General features: G+C 68.9%; 1 protein-coding gene. It reads left to right on the top strand.

Going from position 1 to position 628, the window contains the following annotated elements; translation table 11 throughout:
* The coding region (locus tag MFF24_RS28690) for a 1-deoxy-D-xylulose-5-phosphate synthase N-terminal domain-containing protein (protein WP_283214568.1) at nucleotides 1–628 on the top strand (628 nt) is incomplete at both ends.

Below are 628 nucleotides of genomic sequence, written 5' to 3'. Positions count from 1 at the left end.
CGGTTTCACCAAGCGCTCCGAGAGCGAGTACGACCCCTTCGGCGCGGCGCATTCCTCCACCTCGATCTCCGCCGCGCTCGGCATGGCGGTCGCCCGCGACCTCGACGAGGCCGAGGCCAAGGCCAAGGGCGGTCCGGCGCCCAAGCGCCGCAACATGATCGCGGTGATCGGCGACGGCTCGATGTCGGCGGGCATGGCGTATGAAGCCATGAACAATGCCGGCGCGCTGCACTCGCGCCTCATCGTCATCCTCAACGACAACGACATGTCGATCGCGCCGCCCGTCGGCGCGATGTCGGCCTATCTTGCGCGGCTCGCCTCCGGCGGCACCTACCGTTCGCTCCGTGAGACCGCCAAGCAGCTCGGCAAGCTCCTGCCGAAGGCGCTCTACCAGCGTGCGGCGGCGGCCGAAGAGTATGCCCGCTCGCTGATCGTGGGCGGCGGCACGATGTTCGAGGAGATGGGCTTCCACTACGTGGGCCCCGTCGACGGGCACAACCTCGACCACCTGCTTCCCGTCCTGAAGAACGTGCGCGACTCGGATCAGGGCCCGATCCTGCTCCACGTGGTGACGCAGAAGGGCAAGGGCTACGCGCCGGCGGAAGCCAGCGCCGACCGCTACCACGGC

This window comes from Methylorubrum aminovorans, assembly GCF_022179725.1.
Classification (GTDB): domain Bacteria; phylum Pseudomonadota; class Alphaproteobacteria; order Rhizobiales; family Beijerinckiaceae; genus Methylobacterium; species Methylobacterium aminovorans.
The sequence above is the reverse complement of the archived record's forward strand: the minus strand, read 5'-3'. Positions and strand labels throughout refer to the sequence as shown.